A 22,343-nucleotide genomic window follows, 5' to 3' on the forward strand; every position below is an offset into this window, starting at 1 on the left:
TAGTTACTTTTTAATTGGGTTGTACTTTCTAGCATTTTCACCAGTATAAAGCTGACGAGGACGCCCAATTTTTTGTCCAGGTTGACTTAACATTTCGTGCCAATGAGATACCCAACCCACTGTTCTTGCTAGTGCAAAAATACAAGTGAACATGTTAGTAGGGATGCCAATTGCCTTAAGAATGATACCTGAATAAAAATCCACATTTGGGAAAAGCTTTTTCTCAGCGAAATACGGGTCGCTAAGGGCAATTTTTTCTAGTTCCATAGCCACATTCAGCAATGGATCATCAATGTTCATCTCTTCAAGTACTTCATGACAACTTTCGCGCATCACAGTTGCACGAGGGTCGTGGTTTTTATAAACACGGTGACCAAAGCCCATTAATCTGAACGGGTCATTTTTATCTTTAGCACGAGCTATAAACTCAGGAATGCGGTCTACACTGCCAATTTCTTGCAGCATGTTCAAACAAGCTTCATTGGCACCACCATGAGCAGGCCCCCATAAAGATGCAACGCCAGCGGCAATACACGCGTATGGATTAGCGCCTGATGAACCCGCAAGTCTGACTGTAGAAGTAGATGCATTTTGTTCGTGATCAGCATGCAATGTAAAGATACGGTCCATTGCTCTAGAGACAGCAGGGCTTATTTCATAATCTTCAGCAGGTACAGAAAACATCATGTTTAAGAAGTTTTCAGCATAACTTAGATCATTTCTTGGATAAACAAAGGGTTGACCGACATTATATTTGTAACACATGGCCACTAAAGTAGGCATTTTTGCGATTAAGCGGTAAGCACTTCTTAAGCGTTGTTCTGGATCAGAAATATCTAAATCATCGTGATAGAAGCTAGATAGCGCACCAACTGTACCACACAACATGGCCATTGGATGAGCGTCACGGCGGAAGCCTCTAAAGAAGTTTGTTAATTGATCGTGAACTAAGGTGTGACGTGTAATGGTGTTTTTAAATTCAGCATATTCTTCAGAAGTGGGCGTTTTGTCGTGTAATAACATATAGCAAACTTCTATGTAATCGGCGTCTCTCGCCAACTCTTCAATTGAATACCCTCTATGAAGTAATACGCCTTTAGCTCCATCAATAAAGGTGATGGATGATTCGCAAGAACCAGTAGCCATGAAACCAGGGTCAAAAGTGAAGTAACCGCTAGAGCCTAATGCTCGAACATCTATTACGTCGTTCCCAGCAGTTCCCGAAAGTACCGGAAGTTCTACCTCTTTGTCGCCTACCTTTAAAATGGCTTTAGTTTCTGCCATAAGATGTTCTCCTTAGACTAAGTTCTTAAACTGTTAAAAATTTATACAATAATAACAGCCATGAAAAAAAGTGTGCTATTTGTACTTAGAAAGTTAGCGCAAGTCAATTTTAATACACGAATGTTTAATATTTATTCTTAAAATGTGTCCGTATTACTCATAAATACCTAAATCCATAATTAAACCGTTTTTATCAAGAACAAAAATTGTAATTAATCTCTACGGTGGATATACTTTGTGACACTAAATGAAAAAAACGCTTAGTTGTTAAAGGTTTAATACTTAATTAACAAAGTGTTAACAGTTGAGCTAGCTTAACTTTATTTTTCGTTTATGCACTATACAACATAATAACTTTAAATAAATGCGTCAAACCTCAACAATGATTACAGGCACATAAAGTGAAAAAACAAAGACCAGTCAATCTGCAACTCAATACGATAAGTTTTCCCCCTTCAGCTATAGTTTCTATTTTACATCGGGCAACCGGTGTTGCTATGTTCTTCGCCCTGATTTTTGTGATCTGGGCCTGGGCTGTATCAGTATCAAGCCTTGATGGGTTTAATACGGTGCAAGAAGTGATGGCAGGGCCTCTTGGTAAATTCGTTGCTATCGGTACCTTATCCGCATTGACCTACCATATTCTTGGCGGTATCCGTCACGTGATTATGGATATGGGTCATTGGGAAGAAATCGACTCAGGCAACTTAAGCGCACAAGCCACTATTGGTTTGTGGGTATTAGTGACGATCGTTATAGGAGTTATATTGTGGTAACCGAACAAGCGGGTTTAAAACGTAACGGAGTGCAAGATTTTGTTACTCTGCGTGCTACGGCACTTATCATTACCTTATTTTCTTTTTACATGACCTATTTTTTCATTGCCACACCCGTGGTGACATTTGAAATTTGGAGAGATTTATTTTCTAGCATATTTATGAAAGTTTTCACTTTCATTACGCTAGTTGCAATTATGTATCATGTAAGAATTGGTCTATGGCAAGTTTTAACTGATTATGTCAAAGGTCCGGGTTTACGAGCAACGTTACAATATGTACTTAACATTATTGCATTTGTGTATGTTGCAGTTGGTTTATTTGTTTTGTGGGGTGTGAAGTGAGTATTCCGGTTCATGAGTTCGATGCGGTAGTAGTAGGGGCTGGCGGCGCTGGAATGCGAGCAGCTTTACAAATTTCTCAATCAGGTAAATCCTGTGCGTTACTTTCAAAGGTATTTCCAACACGTTCACATACAGTGTCTGCTCAAGGCGGGATCACTGTTGCGTTAGGAAATGCCCATGAAGATAACTGGGAATGGCACATGTACGATACAGTTAAAGGCTCTGATTACATTGGTGATCAAGATGCAATTGAGTACATGTGTAAAACAGGTCCTGAAGCGATTATTGAAATGGAGAATATGGGTTTGCCATTTTCTCGATTCGAAGACGGTAGAATTTATCAGCGTCCTTTCGGTGGTCAATCTCAAAACTTTGGCGGTGAACAAGGCGCTCGAACAGCTGCTGCAGCCGACCGTACAGGTCATGCTTTATTACATTTGCTTTATCAGCAGAATGTGAAAAATAAAACAAAAGTATTCAGTGAATGGTACGCCCTTGATTTAGTCAAAAATCAAAATGGTGATGTAGTCGGTTGTACTGCTATTGACATTGAAAGTGGTGAGGTCGTTTACTTTAAGTCTAAAGCCGTCGTTTTGGCTACAGGTGGAGCAGGTCGTATTTATGCTTCAACTACCAATGCTCACATTAATACCGGTGATGGTGTTGGTATGGCATTGAGAGCGGGTGTACCGGTTCAAGATATGGAAATGTGGCAGTTCCACCCAACTGGTATTGCCGGTGCTGGTACGCTAGTTACTGAAGGGTGCCGTGGTGAAGGTGGTTACCTTCTAAATAAAGACGGCGAACGTTTCATGGAACGTTATGCACCAAACGCGAAAGATTTAGCGGGCCGTGACGTGGTAGCACGTTCAATGATGACTGAGATTCGTGAAGGTCGCGGTTGTGACGGTCCTTGGGGTACGCACATTAAACTTAAGCTTGATCACCTAGGTAAAGACGTCTTGGAATCAAGATTACCAGGGATTCTTGAGTTGTCTCGTACCTTTGCTCACGTTGATCCAGTAAAAGAACCTATTCCAGTTATTCCAACTTGTCACTATATGATGGGTGGTATACCCACTAACGTTGATGGCCAAGCAATTAGCATTGATAAAGATGGCAATGAAAAACCCATTGGTGGATTGTTTGCATGTGGTGAGATTGCTTGTGTATCTGTTCATGGCGCCAACCGTTTAGGTGGTAACTCGCTATTAGACTTGGTTGTTTTCGGTCGTGCTACAGGTCTGCATCTTGGTGAAGCTATTGATAAAATTGATTCTACTGAAGCATCACAAACTGATGTGGAAGAAGCTATGGTACGCTTCAATCGCTGGGAGAGCTCAGAGGTTGGTAAAGGCGAAGATCCAGTACAAATCAAGAAAGATTTACAACAATGTATGCAACTTAACTTTTCTGTTTTCCGCGAAGGGGATGCCATGGCCGAAGGTCTTGCTGAACTGAAAGAAATCAGAGAAAGGTTGAAATTTGCCCGCCTTGATGACAAGAGTAGCGATTTCAATACTCAGCGTATTGAATGTCTTGAGCTTGATAATCTAATGGAAACTGCATTTAGTACTGCGGTAGCAGCGAACTTTAGAACAGAAAGTCGCGGGGCACATAGTCGTTTCGATTATCCAGATCGTGATGATTCACAATGGTTGTGCCACTCTGTTTACCTACCAGAGTCAGAGTCTATGCGTAAGCGTGATGTAAACATGACACCTAAATTACGCGAAGCGTTTCCACCTAAAGCTAGAACTTATTAATTGGAGTAACGAAGATGAATCTTACTTTCTCAATATATCGTTACAACCCGGATGTTGATAACGCTCCACGCATGCAAGAATATTCGCTTGAAGTGGAAGAAGGGCAAGATATGATGGTGCTTGATGCACTTATCGCCCTTAAAGAACAAGACCCTACGTTGTCATTTAGACGTTCATGCCGTGAAGGTGTGTGCGGATCTGATGGCGTAAATATGAATGGTAAAAACGGCTTAGCATGTATTACCCCGCTTTCCGCTTTAGGAAAAGGAAAAATTGTAGTACGTCCTTTACCTGGTTTGCCAGTGGTACGTGATTTAGTCGTTGATATGAGTCAGTTCTATACTCAATACGAAAAAATTAAACCGTTTTTAATTAATGATGATAAACATCCGCCAGCTCGCGAACATCTTCAACTTCCTGAAGAGCGTGCTAAGCTAGATGGTTTGTATGAGTGTATTCTGTGTGCATGTTGTTCTACATCATGTCCTTCATTTTGGTGGAATCCAGATAAGTTTATTGGTCCCGCCGGATTGTTACACGCTTATCGATTCCTAATTGATAGTCGTGATACCGCCACTGATGAACGACTCAGTGATTTGGATGACGCATTTAGCGTGTTCCGTTGTCACGGAATCATGAACTGTGTGAGTGTTTGCCCGAAAGGACTTAATCCAACTAAAGCCATCGGCCATATCAAGTCGATGCTGCTACAACGGGCTGTTTAGTTTAGTCATTTAACACCAGTGGTGTTAATCGTGACAGCAAGTCTAAATAGCCATCCTTTGTAGGATGGCTTTTTTGCTTAAAAAATCGAACCTTAATGGTTTATTTACTTTAATTTTTTGGATATTTACGCATACTAGATATCCGGTTGTTAGCCTTACTTTTTAAAGGGACAATAATGCAACAAAGCGTGATGAAAGCATGGTGGGATTCTTCACACATGGCTGGCGGCAACGCTGCTTATATAGAAGAACTCTACGAAACATTTTTGGACGATCCAAACAGTGTTTCAGAGCAGTGGCGAAGTATATTTGAAAGTTTGCCTAAAGTGGATGGCGTTGAATTAGATACCAACCATTCTTTAATAAGAGAGCAATTCAAAGCCTTAGCTGCTTTAGGTCCTGCGGCCAGAGCAACTAGCAGTGCACCTGCTAAAGCTTCAAGTAGTGATGAAAAGCAAGTTAAAGTATTGCAGTTGATCAATGCCTACCGATTTAGAGGGCATCAACATGCCAATCTAGATCCTTTGGACTTATGGAAGCAGCCTAGGGTTCGAGACCTAGAGTTATCCCACCATAATTTGACTGAAAAAGATTTCGATACCCATTTTAATGTAGGTTCTTACGCCATTGGTCAAGAAACCATGACGTTGAAAGATCTATTCACTTCCTTGAATAGAACTTATTGTGGCTCTATCGGTTCTGAATATATGCATATCACTGATACCGAACAGAAACGTTGGTTACAGCAGCGCTTAGAATCGGTACAGGCAAAACCCGAAATTAGTCGCGATGAAAAAATCAATATTCTAAAGGGCCTAGTTGCTGCCGATGGTATGGAGAAATACTTAGGGGCTAAATTTCCAGGTGCAAAACGCTTTTCATTAGAAGGTGGTGATGCATTAGTGCCTATGCTTAAAGGCTTAATTAACCACGCTGGTGCTAATGGTGCGAAAGAAGTGGTTATTGGTATGGCTCACCGTGGACGACTTAATGTTCTAGTAAATGTCTTAGGTAAGAACCCTTCGGTTTTATTTGATGAGTTCTCTGGTAAACATGATCAATCCCTAGGTGCAGGTGATGTTAAATATCATGCTGGTTTCTCTTCTGACTTTGCTACCGAAGGTGGTAATGTGCATTTGGCGTTAGCATTTAACCCATCTCACTTAGAAATAGTCAATCCTGTGGTCATTGGTTCAGTAAGAGCGCGTCTTGACCGTCGTGAGTGCTCTGATGGTTCAACGGTTTTACCTATTACTATACACGGTGACTCAGCCATAGCTGGGCAGGGTGTTGTACAAGAGACATTTAATATGTCTCAAACCCGCGGATTCAAAGTGGGTGGTACAGTTAGAATCGTAATTAATAATCAGGTAGGCTTTACTACTTCTAAAACAGAAGATACCCGCTCAACACAATATTGTACTGATATTGCGAAGATGGTTCAGGCACCTATATTCCATGTGAATTCTGATGATCCTGAAGCTGTTTTATTCGTCACAAAATTAGCGCTAGATTATCGTAATACTTTTAAACGTGATGTGATGATTGACTTGGTTTGTTACCGTCGTCATGGTCACAACGAAGCTGATGAGCCAAATGCGACTCAGCCATTGATGTATCAAAAAATTAAAAAGCATCCTGTGCCACGTTTATTGTATGCAGATCAATTAACTGCTGAAGGCAGTATTGAAGATCACGAAGTAGAGAAATTAGTCAGTGAATATCGTGCAGCGCTAGATCACGGCGCGTGTGTTGTTCCAGAGTGGCGTCCTATGACAGAACATTCTGTAGACTGGACTCCGTATTTGGGGCATGACTGGGATGCGCCTTACAATGCTCAAATTGATAAAGATAAACTCATTGAGCTTGGCCGATCTATTGTCAATTATCCTGAGAGCTTTAAATTGCAATCGCGGGTGAAAAAGCTCTATGGCGATCGTGAAGCTATGCTTGCAGGAGAAAAGCTTATCGATTGGGGGATGGCTGAGAATTTAGCCTATGCCGATATTGTTTCAAAAGGAACAAATATCCGCCTAACTGGTCAAGATTCTGGTCGAGGTACATTTTTCCATCGCCACGCGGTTCTACATAACCAAAGCGATGGCGCGGAATATATGCCATTGCAACATGTGAGTGAAGACCAAGGTAAAATGGAAATTTACGACTCAGTGCTGTCTGAGGCTGCGGTTGTCGCTTTCGAATTTGGCTATGCAACTGCTGAGCCTGGTACCTTAACTATTTGGGAAGCACAATTTGGTGATTTTGCCAATGGCGCACAAGTGGTTATCGATCAGTTCTTAAGTTCTGGTGAAGCAAAATGGGGACGCTTATGTGGATTAACATTATTGCTTCCACATGGTTATGAGGGGCAAGGTCCTGAGCATAGTTCTGCTAGATTAGAGCGCTTTTTACAATTATGTGCAGATCATAACTGGCAGGTGTGTGTGCCTTCTACACCAGCCCAGGTTTACAACATGATCAGACGTCAAGCGATTCGTCCAATGCGTAAACCGCTAATTGTTATGTCACCTAAGTCACTTTTACGTCATCCTCTGGCAGTGTCTAGCTTTGATGAGTTAACTGATGGTGTTTTCCACACTGTTATTGATGAAGTTGATGATATTAAGCCAGCTGATGTTAAACGAGTTGTAATGTGTTCAGGAAAAGTTTACTACGATTTATTAGAACAACGTCGCAAAAACGAACAACAGGATGTGGCTATTGTTCGAATTGAACAACTTTATCCTTTCCCAAGTGAGGACGTGGTGGCAAAGATCACTAAAAAGTATACTCACGTTAAAGACTGGGTTTGGTGTCAAGAAGAACCACAAAATCAGGGAGCATGGTATTGTAGCCAGCATCATTTCTGGGCATCGCTCCCAGAAGGAGCAAAACTAACTTATGCAGGTAGAACTGCATCTGCTTCTCCTGCAGTTGGCTATAACGCAGTTCACAATCAACAGCAAAAAGCGTTGGTTGATGACGCACTTACTCTATAATTAGGAACCAGTATGACAATAGAAATTAAAGTACCGGTGCTACCAGAATCAGTAGCAGATGCTTCGATTGCCACATGGCATGTCAAAGTTGGTGACAAAGTCAGTCGAGATCAAAACCTTGTTGATATTGAAACCGACAAAGTAGTGTTAGAAGTTGTATCACCAGACGAAGGTACAATTACGGAAATATTGGATGCTGAGGGTGATACAGTCCTTGGTGAACAAATTATTGCAAAACTAGAAGAAGGCGACGGCGCTAGCAGTGCAAAAGCACCTGCAGCACCCGCAGCTAGTCAACCAACTACATCAAGTACAAAGGGTAAATCAGTGGAAATTAAAGTTCCTGTGCTGCCAGAATCGGTAGCTGACGCAACAATCGCAACATGGCATGTACAACCTGGGGAAGCGGTTTCTCGGGATCAGAACCTAGTGGACATCGAAACTGACAAAGTAGTGTTAGAAGTCGTTGCTCCTGCTGACGGTTCACTAACTGACATCGTTGCCCAAGAAGGTGACACTGTTACTGCTGAGCAAGTTATCGCTAATTTTGCTGAAGGTGCAGGTGCATCTGCTCCAGCAGCTAGCGAATCTACAGAAGCTGAGTCTGCAGAAGAGAATGACGCCTTGAGCCCATCAGTAAGACGTTTATTGGCAGAAAAAGGCGTTGATGCGTCGAATATCAAAGGCACTGGCAAAGGCGGTCGTATTACCAAAGAAGATGTTGAAAAACATCTGAAAGGCGCGTCTAAACCAGCATCAAAAGATGCCGCAGTTGCAGCTCCAGCCGCGCTAGTTGGCGAGCGTACTGAAAAACGAGTACCAATGACACGTCTGCGTAAAACCATTGCAAGTCGTTTATTGGAAGCGAAAAACTCTACGGCAATGTTGACTACCTTCAATGAAATCAACATGAAGCCAATTATGGATTTGCGTAAGCAGTATCAAGAAAGTTTTGAAAAGCGCCATGGTATACGTTTAGGTTTCATGTCTTTTTACGTGAAAGCTGTGACAGAAGCATTGAAGCGTTTCCCTGAGGTTAATGCATCAATTGATGGTGATGATATCGTTTATCATAACTATTTTGATATCTCTATTGCGGTTTCAACTCCTCGTGGATTGGTCACTCCAGTTTTACGAGATTGTGACGCTCTAGGAATGGCAGGGATTGAAAGTGGTATTAAATCTCTTGCGATAAAAGGTCGTGATGGCAAATTAGCCATGGATGACTTACAAGGTGGTAACTTTACTATCACTAACGGCGGTGTATTTGGGTCATTATTGTCAACTCCAATTATTAACCCTCCACAAAGTGCTATTCTTGGTATGCACAAAATCCAAGAACGTCCAATGGCGGTAAATGGAAAAGTTGAAATTTTACCAATGATGTACTTGGCACTATCTTATGACCACCGAATTGTTGATGGTAAAGAGTCCGTAGGCTTCTTAGTTACGGTAAAAGAAATGTTAGAAGATCCAACTCGTTTACTTTTAGACGTATAATATTTTGGACTAAATCGAATTGATAGGTGGTAGCTTGAGCTATCATCTATCCAAATGTCGGTATTTTATCGGCACCTTTAATCAAGTCGCTATTATGCGACTTTTAAATTAAATTAAACGGATAGAAACACCATGAATTTGCATGAATATCAAGGTAAGCAATTATTCAAAGAATATGGCTTACCAGTATCTGAAGGGTTTGCTACAGATTCTCCAGAAGAAGCTGCAGCAGCGGCCGATAAAATTGGCGGAAGTGAGTGGGTAGTAAAGTGCCAAGTACACGCAGGTGGCCGAGGTAAGGCTGGCGGTGTTAAATTAGTTAAATCTAAAGATGAAATCAAAGCATTTGCTGAGAAATGGTTAGGTAAAAATCTAGTTACTTTCCAAACTGACGAAAATGGCCAACCAGTTAGCAAGATTTTAGTTGAATCTTGTACGGATATTGCTGATGAACTTTATTTAGGTGCGGTTGTTGACCGTACTTCTCGTCGTATCGTTTTCATGGCGTCTACTGAAGGCGGTGTTGAAATTGAAACTGTTGCTGAAGAAACACCTGAAAAGATTTTGAAAGCTGAAATCGACCCTATTGTTGGTGCTCAACCGTACCAAGCGCGTGATATGGCATTCCAGTTAGGCCTTAAAGGTGTTCAAATCAAACAGTTCACTAAAATCTTTTTAGGTTTAGCGAAAATGTTTGTTGATTTAGATATCGCACTTATCGAAATCAACCCTCTTGTTATAAAAGATGACGGTGATATTCATTGTCTAGACGCTAAAGTGGCTATTGATGGCAACGCTGCATATCGTCAGCCTAAAGTTAAAGCTATGCACGATCCATCTCAAGATGATGCCCGTGAAGCTGAAGCGGCTAAATGGGAACTAAACTATGTAGCACTAGACGGAAACGTTGGTTGTATGGTTAACGGTGCTGGTCTTGCAATGGGAACTATGGATATAGTCAACTTGCACGGTGGCAAGCCTGCTAACTTCCTAGATGTTGGCGGCGGTGCGACTAAAGAACGTGTTGCAGAAGCATTCAAAATCATACTTTCTGACAGCAACGTTAGTGCAGTATTAGTTAATATTTTCGGTGGAATTGTACGTTGTGACATGATCGCTGAAGGTATTATCGGTGCAGTTAAAGAAGTGGGTGTGAACGTACCTGTTGTTGTACGTCTTGAAGGTACTAATGCTGAACTAGGCCGTGAAGTATTGGCTTCATCTGACCTAGATATTATCGCTGCAAGCAGTTTGACTGACGCAGCTCAGCAAGTTGTTAAAGCTGCGGAGGGCAAATAATGTCAGTATTAATTAATAAACATACCAAAGTTATCTGTCAGGGTTTTACTGGTGGTCAAGGTACTTTCCACTCTGAGCAAGCAATTGCTTACGGTACGCAAATGGTTGGTGGTGTTACACCTGGTAAAGGTGGTACAACTCACTTAGATTTGCCTGTATTTAATACAGTACGCGAAGCTGTCGAAGAAACTGGCGCAACTGCTTCTGTCATTTATGTACCAGCACCTTTCTGTAAAGATTCAATTGTAGAAGCTGCTGATGCGGGCATCGAATTGATTATTTGTATCACAGAAGGTATTCCTACCATCGACATGTTATTCGTAAAAGAATACTTGACGGTAAAAGGTGTTCGTATGATCGGACCAAACTGCCCAGGTGTTATCACTCCGGGTGAATGTAAAATCGGTATCATGCCTGGTCATATTCATAAGCCTGGTAAAGTAGGTATCGTTTCTCGTTCTGGTACCCTAACTTACGAAGCAGTTAAACAAACTACAGACGAAGGCTTTGGCCAATCTACTTGTGTAGGTATTGGTGGTGATCCTATTCCTGGTTCAAACTTCATCGACATTTTGAAGTTGTTCCAAGAAGATCCAGAAACTGAAGCAATCGTGATGATTGGTGAAATTGGTGGTTCTGCAGAAGAAGAAGCTGCTGAATTTATCAAAGCTAATGTAACTAAACCTGTTGTTTCTTATATTGCTGGTGTAACTGCACCTGCTGGTAAGCGTATGGGTCACGCTGGCGCAATCATTGCCGGTGGTAAAGGTACAGCTGACGAGAAGTTTAAAGCACTTGAAGATGCAGGTGTTAAAACAGTTCGTTCGCTTGCTGATATTGGTAAAGGCTTGCGTGAAATTACCGGTTGGTAATCTGCAATTAATTTGCTGTGAAAAACCCGCTTTCTAGCGGGTTTTTTTATGCCTATTATTCTTTGTAATTTAACTTAGTCGTAGTATAAAAATCCTCCATTAATTGTCGAAAATACTAGGTTTCCCCCCTTTAAAAAACCGCATCTGAAAGTTAACAAAATATAAATTCTCAAAACGAATTTGTAGTATCAAAGTTAATCAGGATTTAGATGAGTTTCAAAACTTCAGGGGTAATACTGATTGGCAAGCAGCTGACAAATTACCAGTGGCAGCGTACTTTTCTTAATTAAACATGAAATGTGAGTTTAAAACGGTTTCCTAGGGGGATTCGCTAGTGCAGAGGATGAAAGAGGTATACCTTATTTTGACTCTGATATTTCCATTTTTTATTTGTATAATGGCTTATATTTGGCGGATATCGGCTTTAGTCAATTTGACTATTTCTCTGATGTCGATAATGTCTATGTGGCTATATGTGGTAGCTACCCTTGTGAAAATAAGAATGAATTATTTGCATACCGGCTTGATTTAAAATACGAGGTGGATTGGGATACGTCACCTAATTGGGAAATATCCAATGAGGTTGCATTTACTTTCATAATGATTACTTTCTAATATTATTGAGGGATGCTGTTATCTGGAGTTGGTTTAGTCGCTTACTTTTAAGCAGCGGCTTAACCTGTAAAGCTTTATAAATTATTTGATTAAAAAGATTTTGCCTTCCTAGCAAAGTGTTATAATAGCTTCTTTTTTCGTTTCTAATACACGTGTTACAGGGGAACTATTAATGGCCGAGACAGACATTCGTCCGACCAACTTCATACGTCAAATTATTGATAAAGATTTGCAAGCAGGGTTGCACAAACAAATTCACACGCGCTTTCCGCCTGAGCCTAATGGTTATCTGCATATAGGCCATGCGAAGTCAATCTGCCTGAATTTTGGTATTGCACAAGATTATCAAGGAACCTGTAACCTCAGGTTTGATGATACTAATCCTGACAAAGAAGATATTGATTATGTTAACTCAATCAAGAACGATGTTCATTGGTTAGGGTTTGAATGGGAAGGTGATGCCCGTTACTCTTCGAACTATTTTGATCAATTGCATGCCTATGCGACTGAATTAATCGAGAAAGGGTTGGCATATGTTGACTTCTCAACCCAAGAAGCAATGCGAGAAATGCGTGGCACCTTAACCCAACCAGGACAAAATAGTCCTTATCGCGACACCAGTGTTGAACAAAACTTGGAAGAGTTTAGTAAAATGACAGCCGGTGAATATGCTGAAGGGCAGTGTGTTTTGCGGGCTAAAATTGATATGACGTCTGCATTCATGTGTATGCGTGATCCTGTCATCTATCGGGTTAAGTTTGCTCACCATCATCAAACCGGTGATAAATGGTGCGTATACCCAATGTACGATTTTACCCACTGTATATCAGACGCTATCGAAGGTATCACTCATTCTCTTTGCACTTTAGAGTTTCAGGACAACCGTCGTTTGTATGACTGGGTGATAGATAATATTGATATTCAGTCACAACCACGTCAATACGAATTTTCACGTTTGAATCTTGAATTCACGGTATTGAGCAAACGTAAATTAATTCAGTTGGTTGAAGAAGAGCATGTCAGTGGATGGGATGATCCGCGTATGCCTACCATTGCCGGATTGCGCCGTAGAGGGTATACAGCAGATTCAGTGCGTGAATTTTGTAAACGCATTGGTGTGACTAAAATGGACAATATGGTCGAAATGGGCATGCTTGAAGCCTGTATCCGTGATGATCTTAACGAAAATGCAAATCGGGCAATGGCGGTTTTATCGCCAGTGAAGGTGGTAATCGAGAATTATCCTGAAGATCAGGTTGAACAGCTTAGCGCAGCTAACCATCCAAATGATGAAAGCAAAGGAACCCGCAGTATTCCGTTTACGCAAGAAGTATTAATCGAAGCTGACGACTTTCGTGAACAAGCGAATAAGAAGTTTAAACGCTTAGTTCTGGGAAAAGAGGTTCGTTTACGAAATGCTTATGTGATTAAGGCCGAGCGTGTTGAAAAGAATGAGGAAGGGGAAGTCACCACCATTTTCTGTAGCTATGATCCCGATACATTGGGTAAAGATCCTGCCGATGGACGCAAAGTAAAAGGTGTGATCCACTGGGTTAGTGCTAGTAAAGCCTTGCCTGCTGAAATTCGACTTTATGATCGATTGTTTACAACGCCTAACCCTGCTGCTGAAGAGAACTTTGTAGACTGTATTAACCCAGATTCATTAGTTGTCAAAAATGGCTGGGTAGAGCCCAGTTTGTTAGAAGCTGAAATTAATCAAACCGTGCAATTCGAACGCACTGGGTATTTCTGCAAAGATAAAGACAGTACTGAAAGCAAATTGGTATTTAACCGTACCGTGGGCTTGCGAGATACCTGGGCAAAAATTGGCGATTAGGTTGGTATAAGCCTAGTTTACAATTTTAGTTACATGGAAAGAAAAAATGCGGCTTTTATAAGTCGCATTTTTTCTTTAATTATGTTGTTTTTGTTTAACTCAATACCGTGCCTTTGGCATTGCTCAAAATACTAAGACTTTGGTTGAGCAACGAAGGTTTTTCCGTTTTCTTCTTTACTGTCATCCGACATCAAATATAAATATAGCGGCATGATATCTTCTGGTGCTTTCAGTGTACTTGCATCTTCACCTGGAAAAGCTTTAGAGCGCATGGAAGTGCGAGTTGCGCCTGGATTGATACAATTGAAGCGTAGACTGGTACCTGCATATTCATCGGCTAAAACTTGCATCATTCCTTCAGTGGCAAATTTTGATATGGAGTAGGTACCCCAGTAGGCTCTTCCCTGGCTGCCGACAGTGGAACTTGTGAAAACAATCGAAGCGGTAGGGGCAAGTTCAAGGGCTTCTAATAATGCTTGTGTCATTAGAAATTGACTGTTTAGATTCACTTGCATGACTTGCTTAAAAATATCTTCTTCAATCTGCTTGAACGGTTCTAAATGTCCCAGCACACTCGCATTTTGTAACACACCATCTAATTTTCCAAACTGATTTATAATGGTGTTGGCCATATCCTGATAGTGCTTTTTTGTCGCGCCTTGCATATCTAATGGCACTATGGCGGGCTCTGGATAACCCTCATTGACTATTTCATCGTAGACTGATTCAAGTTTTTTAACTGTGCGGCCTAACAGTATAACTGTGGCCCCATGTTTGGCAAAGTGAATAGCAGCCGACTTACCAATGCCTGCTCCGGCACCAGTGATTAATATTGTTTTATTTTGTAGGGCATTTAAAGGGGCAGAAAAATTGAGCATGTTAAAATGTGAGTTAAACAAAAGGTATGGAATTCTAACATTTATGGGCTTTTTGAGGTATTCATTTTTAAATTAACTGGGGAATCAAATAAGCTCAAGAAAGAAATCGTTGAAAGTCTAATGTGACGGTTATTTATACATAACCAGCAAAACATAACTCTTTTACAAGTAGCCAGTCTAACATTATTTTAACAAACTCATTTGCAAAAAACTAACAAAGCCAATACTATGGGGGCAATGACAACTGGTCATACTTGTTGAAAGGTGGAAGGCACAAACAATGTACAGATGTTGCCTAAAAAATCGACTTTTCACATGTGTATCAATGAATTAACTGTATTTGGGAGAAATAATGAAAAAACTGTTAATCAGCACAAGTATCGCTGCAGTGTTTGTGCTCGCTGGTTGCGGTGGTGGCGACGAACTCAAAGAAATCCAACAAGATACAACGAAAACAGTTCCCGCTTCACGTATTATGTTTGACCCCTCCAATAGTGTATTGAACGTACCAAATGACTTATTTTTTGCGTTAGTGGAAGTGACTGATGATGGTACTTTAGAAATGCCGGATGAGGTTGCGGGTCAGGCTAATGGCGGGACCCCTGATTTTGACAACCCTTCAGCCGCCTTGGGGGCGCTAGATGGTTGGTCAACGCAACACCCGTTTACTTTTTCAACTTCTCATCCAGAAGGCGTGAGTTTAGACGCTGAGTCGGTCGCTAGTGCTGGCGCAGTTAGGATATTCGAAGGTGCCATTGGTGGTGATTTGAATGATCCCGATTGCACATATGTTTCACCGATTACAGGCTGTAAGGTGGGCGAAGAGTTGACCTTTGGGGTTGATTTTATCACCACAGCAAGTGGTGATGATGTGGCCATCGTGCCCCTTAAACCTTTCAAAGAGTCTACTTCTTATTATGTGGTAGCAACCAATAAATTGACCGCCGGTGGTCAAGCGTTAAAGCCGTCAACAACCTATGAGTTAGTAAGACAAGACATCAACACCTTACCTTTGGCAACCGAATCTCAGCTTAGTTTACAAGGAATAATCAATTCTTATGAAGCTGTATTAACGAGCCAAGGGGGCTTGAGTCAGGATGAGATAATATTTAGTTATACTTTTACTACTCAATCAACTACGCAAATCATCAATACCGTTAAACAATTGCAAATTGCACCTTTTGCACAAGCTCTTCAATCTGGGCTTTCGGTTGAAGATGCTGCGGCATTTTTACCAGTTATTCCGGTATCGGACGCACCGGTTTCTACGGCGTTTGATATGTTGGCACCAAGCCTTTTGGGAGAAGAGCAAATGGCCGGCCTTACGGCGGTAGGACTCAATACCTGTGATGGTATGATTTCCGCGATTTCTGATCCTTCGTCGCCTTTATTCGAAACTGCTGCTAGCGTTTTCCCGCAAGTCGGGGCGTTTTGTGCCGCTTCTCTGAAAGCCGGAGTTATTGACTTACCTTATTACAGTGATCCAGCCGATCCGTTAAATGGACGTTGGGAAGCCGCTTGTACAAATGGCTTAGCTTTACAAACTTTAGGCAGTGAGCAGATAGCGACATTAATCGCTAATGGCACTATTTCTGTTGGGCCGAATAACGACTTATGTCAAGCAGCATCAGACGGCCAACTCCTTGATTTGGATTTGACTAATGTGGGCGTCAATGACTTACGTCATGTAACCCGCTACAGCCCAATACCAGCGGCTCAAGGAACAAACGAAGATGGTACGCAAACCATTGATGTGCAAGTTACCGTTCCTGATCCCACTGTGATTGCCGTCTTAGCAGCAATACCTGATTCAGGTGTAACTGCCATTAGCAAGCCAGAATCAGGCTGGCCTGTGGTAATTTTACAGCACGGTATTACCTCTAAAAAAGAAGACTTCTTAGCAATTACCGGGGCGCTATCCCTTGCTGGTTACGCAACAGTCGCAATTGATCACCCTTTACACGGTAGCCGAGGTTTTACCATTGACGGTGAAATTGTTAATACATCAACTGGTTTTGGTGGTTCAACTACGGATTATTTAAATCTGGCTTCGTTATTAACAACGCGAGATAACAATCGACAAAGCATTGTTGACGTCATGGGGTTAAGATTAGGTTTGAATGCCGTTGTTGATCTAACTGGTGGAAGTGTAGATTTAGATGGTAGTCAGGTTTCTTATGTTGGACAGAGTCTAGGTTCTATTACCGGTATTTCTTCTGTCGCTTCTTCGAATAGATCATTCGGTGAATCTAGTCCCCTTGCTGCCTTTGACTCTATGTATCAATTTGAAACCGCGGTATTCAGCGTTCCTGGTGGCGGTATTGGCGGTTTCTTGATTGAATCACCTAGCTTTAGCAATTTAATTAAAGGGTCGCTACTGGCATCATCATCTGCAGAGTTTCAAGCTTTCTTAGTTGACTATGCTACGGAAAATCAAGTCCCCGCTGAAGAAGCAATAATCCCTGCATTTATTGCTTATGAAGCGCAACTTGATGACGCCGGTCTAGCTGAAATTAATGCTACGTTTGCTAGTTTTGTGTTTGCAGCCCAGACTATTATTGATGCGTCAGATCCAAATAACTTTGCGTCTTTACTTGCTTCCAATACAAGCTTTATGTTTCAAGAAGTGATTGGTGGCGGGATTAATGATGATGGTTCAACTGCGTTGCCAGATCAGGTTATTCCTAATACAACAGTCAATTCATCAACCTTTGCAGGTACAGAGCCGTTGGCAAGTTTTGCAGGTTTAAGTGGAGTTTCAAGCACCACTGAAGGTAATGGGTTAGTGCGTTTTATTGCCGGAGAGCATTCCAGTTTATTAAGTCCAACACCTAGTGCTGCAGTAACAACTGAAATGCAAAAACAAGCTGCGGCATTTTTTGCCACCGGCGGAACCATTGTCATTTCTGATCCATCAGTAGTATCCAATTAAGGTAACATGATATTTCAATAAGCCAAGTCGATGACTTGGCTTTTTTTTGCCTTCCGTTTATACATTTATATGTTGTCCCACTAAGGACTGGGTTATATTCTGACTATCGTCATTATTTATGGGTTATTGAAATCTGCAAATAATGCGCTTTTAATCTCATATTTTGTCCCCACATTAAGGGATTACTATTTGGAACGGTTTATTCCGCTCCTCATCTAATAATTTGAAGAAGTTGATTTTTAAATCAATACAAAGGAGTTACGCTTGGAGTTTTTATTTCAATATGGGTTGTTTTTAGCCAAAGCAATCACCATTGTGGTGGCCATTTTATTGGCAGTTGGCGGTATAGTTGCACTTGCTTCCAAGCAAAAACAGGGCGATGGACAATTAGAAATTAAATCTATGTCTGAGCAGTTCGAGGAGTTAAAAGAACATGCGCAAAACCTCCTTTTAAGTAAAGAGCAACTTAAGAAAAAGCAAAAAGAACAGAAAAAAGCAGAAAAAGCAGCCAAAAAGAAAGATCAAGATAGTCAAAAGTCGAATCTTTTTGTTGTCGATTTTAAAGGTTCAATGGATGCCCACGAAGTCGATAGTTTGCGTGAGGAAGTCACTGCAATTTTATGTGCAGCTCAGCCACAAGACGAAGTTTTAGTGCGTTTAGAAAGTGGTGGTGGGGTCGTCCATGGTTATGGGTTAGCTGCATCACAGTTACAACGCCTCAAAGATAAAAACATTCATCTTACTGCTGCTGTGGATAAAGTTGCTGCCAGCGGAGGTTATATGATGGCCTGTGTTGCAGATAACGTATTGAGCGCTAAGTTCGCGATTATTGGCTCTATCGGTGTGATTGCGCAACTGCCTAACTTTCATAAAGTTTTGAAGAAAAATGATATTGAGTTTGAGCAGCACACTGCGGGTGATTTTAAGCGCACTTTAACCTTGTTTGGAGAAAATACGGAGCAGGGACGTGATAAATTCAAACAAGAGTTAGAAGAGGTGCATGTCATGTTTAAAGACTTTGTTTCTTCACACCGCACAGATTTAAACATAGATAAAGTGGCGACCGGTGAATATTGGTATGGAAGTCGAGCAAAAGAGCTTGGATTGGTGGATACTATCCAAACATCGGATGATTTCTTGATGAGTAAATTAGACAGTCGCAACATTTTTTCCGTTAAATACAGTAAGAAAAAAGGTCTAGCAGAAAAGTTTGGTAAAGCCGCGTCTATTGGGATTGAGTCGGCTTTTGTAAAGCTTTGGTCTAAAAGTCAGACGTTGTTTAAATAGCCCTCGATTAATTTACACGCAATGACAAAAAAGAGCGACCTAGGTCGCTCTTTTTTGTGCTGATTGGTTATTTATTTACCATCCACATTGTCTGTCTTGGTTTTGCTCATCTAACCAAGCTTTTAATGGTTCAAAGTAATCAAGAATGGCTGTGGCATCCATTTCTGATTTACCGGTTAAGGTTTCCAATGCTTCTTGCCAAGGTTTGCTTTGTCCCATTTCCAACATGTTATTCAAAGCTGTGCCAGCTTCTTTACTACCGTATATCGAACAGCGGTGCACAGGGCCTTGATCACCTGCTATTTCACATAAACTCTTATGGAATTGGAACTGTAAGATATGGGCTAAAAAGTAGCGTGTATAAGGTGTATTTGCTGGTACATGATACTTAGCACCTGGATCAAATGCATCAGCAGGGCGTTCAATTGGGGCTTTCAAGCCTTGATACTTCTCGCGAAGTTCCCACCAAGCAGTATTGTATTGTTCAGGTGTTACTTCCCCTGAGAATACCTTCCAACGCCACTGATCAACCATAAGCCCGAAGGGCACAAATGCTATTTTATCCAAAGCCAATTTAAGCAACATGCCAATATCATTTGAGGCATCAGGTATCGAATCAACTAAACCAATTTCTTTTAAATATTTTGGTGTAATGGATAACGCGATTGTGTCACCAATTGCCTCATGGAAGCCATCATTAGCCGAGTTTTGGTATGCCATTGGCTGTTTATTATAGGCTCGTTGATAATAGTTATGGCCTAATTCATGGTGAATGGTAGCGAAATCTTCACCATTTTTCTGAATACACATTTTAATTCGCAGATCGTCAATGTTATCTATATTCCAAGCTGAAGCATGGCATACGGCATCTCGCTCGGTGGGTTGGGTAAACATCGAACGTTCCCAAAAGGTGTCGGGTAAAGGCGCAAAACCTAAGGATGAAAAGAACGATTCGGCTTGCTTAACCATCTGTATCTCATCGTAATTATGCTCTTCCAAGGCTTTGGTGATGTCAATAACCTCCATTTCTTGTTGTGGCTTTACGATATCATAGATATTTCCCCAGGATTGCCCCCACATATTACCCAATAAGTGAGCAGGGATAGGTTCACCTTGAGGCACAACATTTTCACCATATTTTTCGCCTAACTCGGCACGTACGTGACAGTGTAGTGCTTCATAAAATGGTTTAACTTGTCCCCATAATCGATCAAGTTCTTGGCTAAATGCATCTGCTTCCATATCATAGCTACCGCGCCACAATTCACTTAAATCTTTTTTACCTAATTCTTGTGCACCTAAATTCGCCAGTTCAGTTTGCTCCGCATATAGTGATTTCATCGGAGGAGATACTTGTCGCCAACCTTCCCACATTTCTAACAATAGTTTGGGGTCACGTTCGGTGGCCATAATATTGGACATTTCAGGCAGACTGAAACATTCGTTTTCACTGCGGCAATACTTTCCTGAACCATACATTCCGCCTAACTCTGATCCTATTTGTGCTAAACGAGCAGATTTTTTAGGATCTTCAGGAGCGGGCATAACCAAACTATTGGTCATTAAATTTAATTTTCTGCGCGTATCTTGGTCAACTTCAACGGCATTAAATTTTGCTGATTCTTTGGCATAATTTGTTGCTAAGGAAGTGAATTTTTCATTGAAGTATGCGCTTAACGCTGCGGTGTCTTGATTAATGTATGTTTGATAAGCCCACTCGGCTTGAGCCGCAGGAATAAGAATTTCTGCAAGATCCTGTTGTGCTGTTTCAACAAACTGCTGCGCATCTTTTTTTGTTAACACCTTAGGTTCAGATTGAGGAGAAGTCTCTTGTTTATCCCCACATGCTGCTAACCCTAAGGCAGCAATAACAAATAGTGCGCTTTGAGTACGTTTGAACGTCATGTGCTTTTCCTTTTTATAACAGAAATAAAAAAGCGGCTAATAAGCCGCTGTCATCGATTATTATTAGCCATTGTACAAATTAACGTGGCAGTTTTGAACCAGGATTTTGAGCCATAATTTTTTCTTGCCAATAGTCTTTAACTGAAAAGCTATGTTTTACTTTGGATTTTGTCACTGTTTTTGTTGCTGAATCTGGTTTCGGTTCTGATTTAGCTGTTTTCTTAAGTGTCTCGTTTTTAGCGTTCCCTGATGTAAGGTCATGAGTCATTTCTTCGAGGGCAGACAATCGGACATTTTTTCCACCATCGACACTGTACCAGCCACCCTTAGCTTCGATGGTTGGTGTTTTGCCATGTGCGGATTTGTATGCTTCGGTAAAATTTTCGATGATCTGTTCTTTGTCCAATTTGCTCATTGTAGGGTCTGCACCTTTTTACTAAAATTTATTGCTATTGTTGGAATGCTTTTATACCGTGTTTTCTGAAAAATGTCTAATTTCGACAATTTTGTATATTAAATGATAATAAAGTGTTAAAGGGTGGCTATGAGCATCAATAACCGAACGTTGTTAACTTATCTCAATCAATTACTTAAACCTGAAAAGATTAAAGATTATTGTCCTAATGGATTACAGATAGAAGGAACTCCCGAAATTCGTAAAATTGTTACTGGGGTGACAGCCTGTCAGGCGTTAATTGATCGCGCTGTAGGGTTAAATGCAGATGCCATCTTTGTTCATCATGGTTATTTTTGGCGTGGTGAAAACCCTTGTATCATAGGGATGAAACGACAAAGAATTAAAGACCTAATCAATAATGATATTAACCTCTATGGTTACCATTTACCTTTAGATATCCACCCAGAATTGGGGAATAATGCGCAATTAGCAAAACGGCTCAATATTGACGTTATTGGAGGTTTAGAGCAAAAAAATCCGCAAAGTGTTGCCATGTTAGGACAATTTGAAACGCCTCTGCCGCTGCATGAACTGGCAATCAATATTGAAACCTCTTTGCAAAGAAAACCGCAGATAATTAATGCTGGCGATCACAATATTAAATCAATTGCTTGGTGCACAGGTGGCGGTCAGAGCTATATAGAAATGGCAGCAGAACAGGGTGTGGATGCGTTTATAAGCGGTGAAATATCGGAACAAACGGTTCATGTTGCTAGGGAAATGGGTATTCATTTTATCGCTGCTGGGCACCATGCTACTGAACGCTATGGCGCTAAGGCTGTAGGTGAATATTTAGCCCGGTCCTTTGATATAGATGTGACGTTTGTAGATATAGACAATCCCGTTTAAGACGACTTTTCGCCGCTT

16 protein-coding genes are annotated in these 22,343 nt (G+C 41.1%); 12 read left to right on the top strand and 4 right to left on the bottom strand.

The genetic code is table 11. The features are described 5' to 3' along the window. Positions 1-3: 3 nt before the first annotated feature. Positions 4-1,284: a citrate synthase gene (gltA, locus tag Q4574_RS09195; protein WP_303473762.1), complete on the bottom strand. Its 1,281-nt coding sequence runs from the start codon at positions 1,282-1,284 to the stop codon at positions 4-6. Positions 1,285-1,685: 401 nt separating this feature from the next. Between gltA and sdhC the strand changes: the two genes are divergently transcribed. From sdhC to glnS, 9 genes are all read left to right on the top strand, one after another. Further along, positions 1,686-2,060, top strand: coding sequence for a succinate dehydrogenase, cytochrome b556 subunit (sdhC, locus tag Q4574_RS09200; RefSeq protein WP_303473763.1), 375 nt, complete (start codon positions 1,686-1,688; stop codon positions 2,058-2,060). Further along, positions 2,054-2,404 carry a succinate dehydrogenase, hydrophobic membrane anchor protein gene (gene sdhD, locus Q4574_RS09205; protein WP_303473764.1) on the top strand — a complete coding sequence of 117 codons (351 nt, stop codon included), beginning with the start codon at positions 2,054-2,056 and terminating at the stop codon, positions 2,402-2,404. The genes sdhC and sdhD overlap by 7 nt, the downstream gene beginning before the upstream one ends. Beyond that, positions 2,401-4,170: a succinate dehydrogenase flavoprotein subunit gene (gene sdhA, locus Q4574_RS09210; RefSeq protein ID WP_303473765.1), complete on the top strand. Its 1,770-nt coding sequence runs from the start codon at positions 2,401-2,403 to the stop codon at positions 4,168-4,170. The genes sdhD and sdhA overlap by 4 nt, the downstream gene beginning before the upstream one ends. A gap of 14 nt (positions 4,171-4,184) precedes the next feature. Next, on the top strand, positions 4,185-4,895 hold the full coding sequence (locus tag Q4574_RS09215) for a succinate dehydrogenase iron-sulfur subunit (RefSeq protein ID WP_303473767.1): 711 nt from the start codon (positions 4,185-4,187) through the stop codon (positions 4,893-4,895). Positions 4,896-5,071: 176 nt separating this feature from the next. Further along, positions 5,072-7,894: a 2-oxoglutarate dehydrogenase E1 component gene (sucA, locus tag Q4574_RS09220; RefSeq protein ID WP_303473768.1), complete on the top strand. Its 2,823-nt coding sequence runs from the start codon at positions 5,072-5,074 to the stop codon at positions 7,892-7,894. A gap of 12 nt (positions 7,895-7,906) precedes the next feature. Then, a complete protein-coding gene (gene odhB / locus Q4574_RS09225; protein WP_303473769.1) occupies positions 7,907-9,394 on the top strand; it encodes a 2-oxoglutarate dehydrogenase complex dihydrolipoyllysine-residue succinyltransferase in 1,488 nt (495 codons plus the stop codon). A gap of 132 nt (positions 9,395-9,526) precedes the next feature. Then, complete coding sequence (sucC, locus tag Q4574_RS09230; RefSeq protein ID WP_303473770.1) at positions 9,527-10,693, top strand: ADP-forming succinate--CoA ligase subunit beta; 1,167 nt, start codon at positions 9,527-9,529, stop codon at positions 10,691-10,693. After that, on the top strand, positions 10,693-11,565 hold the full coding sequence (gene sucD, locus Q4574_RS09235; protein WP_303473771.1) for a succinate--CoA ligase subunit alpha: 873 nt from the start codon (positions 10,693-10,695) through the stop codon (positions 11,563-11,565). Before sucC ends, sucD begins: the two co-directional genes overlap by 1 nt. A 787-nt stretch (positions 11,566-12,352) precedes the next feature. Continuing rightward, positions 12,353-14,017 carry a glutamine--tRNA ligase gene (gene glnS, locus Q4574_RS09240; RefSeq protein ID WP_303473772.1) on the top strand — a complete coding sequence of 555 codons (1,665 nt, stop codon included), beginning with the start codon at positions 12,353-12,355 and terminating at the stop codon, positions 14,015-14,017. Positions 14,018-14,148: 131 nt separating this feature from the next. On the opposite strand, the gene Q4574_RS09245 is transcribed toward glnS, so the two are convergent. Next, entirely contained in the window at positions 14,149-14,895 is a 747-nt protein-coding gene (locus tag Q4574_RS09245) for a YciK family oxidoreductase (RefSeq protein ID WP_303473773.1), read from the bottom strand. A 352-nt stretch (positions 14,896-15,247) separates the two neighbouring features. On the opposite strand from Q4574_RS09245, the gene Q4574_RS09250 reads away from it, so the two are divergent. Continuing rightward, on the top strand, positions 15,248-17,827 hold the full coding sequence (locus Q4574_RS09250; protein WP_303473774.1) for a VolA/Pla-1 family phospholipase: 2,580 nt from the start codon (positions 15,248-15,250) through the stop codon (positions 17,825-17,827). A gap of 264 nt (positions 17,828-18,091) precedes the next feature. After that, on the top strand, positions 18,092-19,114 hold the full coding sequence (gene sohB, locus Q4574_RS09255) for a protease SohB (RefSeq protein WP_303473775.1): 1,023 nt from the start codon (positions 18,092-18,094) through the stop codon (positions 19,112-19,114). A 75-nt stretch (positions 19,115-19,189) separates the two neighbouring features. Here the strand turns inward: sohB and Q4574_RS09260 are convergent, their stop codons facing one another. Both Q4574_RS09260 and Q4574_RS09265 read right to left on the bottom strand, forming a co-directional pair. Then, positions 19,190-21,019: a M2 family metallopeptidase gene (locus Q4574_RS09260; RefSeq protein ID WP_303473776.1), complete on the bottom strand. Its 1,830-nt coding sequence runs from the start codon at positions 21,017-21,019 to the stop codon at positions 19,190-19,192. A 79-nt stretch (positions 21,020-21,098) separates the two neighbouring features. Beyond that, positions 21,099-21,434, bottom strand: a complete 336-nt coding sequence (locus Q4574_RS09265) for a hypothetical protein (RefSeq protein ID WP_303473777.1) — start codon at positions 21,432-21,434, stop codon at positions 21,099-21,101. A gap of 129 nt (positions 21,435-21,563) precedes the next feature. On the opposite strand from Q4574_RS09265, the gene Q4574_RS09270 reads away from it, so the two are divergent. Further along, on the top strand, positions 21,564-22,325 hold the full coding sequence (locus Q4574_RS09270; protein ID WP_303473778.1) for a Nif3-like dinuclear metal center hexameric protein: 762 nt from the start codon (positions 21,564-21,566) through the stop codon (positions 22,323-22,325). Positions 22,326-22,343: the final 18 nt, after the last annotated feature.

Source organism: Aliiglaciecola sp. 3_MG-2023, from assembly GCF_030548205.1.
Taxonomy (GTDB): Bacteria; Pseudomonadota; Gammaproteobacteria; order Enterobacterales; family Alteromonadaceae; genus Aliiglaciecola.